The organism is Lysobacter sp. TAB13, from assembly GCF_052113885.1.
GTDB classification, from domain to species: domain Bacteria; phylum Pseudomonadota; class Gammaproteobacteria; order Xanthomonadales; family Xanthomonadaceae; genus Lysobacter; species Lysobacter gummosus.
In genome coordinates, this window is the sequence record NZ_JBFRDR010000087.1 from 1 (window position 1) to 627 (window position 627).

Genomic DNA, 627 nt, shown 5'->3' on the forward strand with positions numbered 1-627 from the left:
GATCCGGATGTTCTGACCGTTCATGGTCTTGTTCTCTCCGTGACGTGAAAAGGCAAAGGCCCTTGGAAGGGCCTTCGCCCTCACGAAAACGCGTTACGCGATGATGCTGGCGACGACGCCGGCGCCGACGGTCCTGCCGCCTTCGCGGATGGCGAAGCGCAGCTTCTCCTCCATCGCGATCGGCACGATCAGGTGCACTTCCATGGCGATGTTGTCGCCAGGCATCACCATCTCGGTGCCCTCAGGCAGGTGCACCACGCCGGTCACGTCCGTCGTGCGGAAGTAGAACTGCGGGCGGTAGTTGGTGAAGAACGGCGTRTGGCGGCCGCCCTCTTCCTTCGTCAGGATGTAGGCCTCGGCCTTGAACTTGGTGTGCGGCTTCACCGAACCCGGCTTGCACAGCACCTGGCCGCGCTCGACGTCCTCGCGCTTCGTGCCGCGCAGCAGCGCGCCGATGTTGTCGCCAGCCTGGCCCTGGTCCAGCAGCTTGCGGAACATCTCSACGCCGGTCACCGTCGTCTTCACGGTGTCCTTCAGGCCRACGATCTCGATTTCCTCGCCRACCTTGACGATGCCGCGCTCGACGCGACCGGYCACCACCGTGCCACGGCCCGAGATCGAGAACAC

1 protein-coding gene is annotated in these 627 nt (G+C 64.5%); it reads right to left on the reverse strand.

All coding sequences use genetic code 11. The annotated features are described in order from the left end of the window. Window positions 1-93: 93 nt before the first annotated feature. On the reverse strand, window positions 94-627 hold a 534-nt coding region (locus AB4Y92_RS25245), incomplete at its 5' end, for an EF-Tu/IF-2/RF-3 family GTPase (RefSeq protein WP_441822110.1).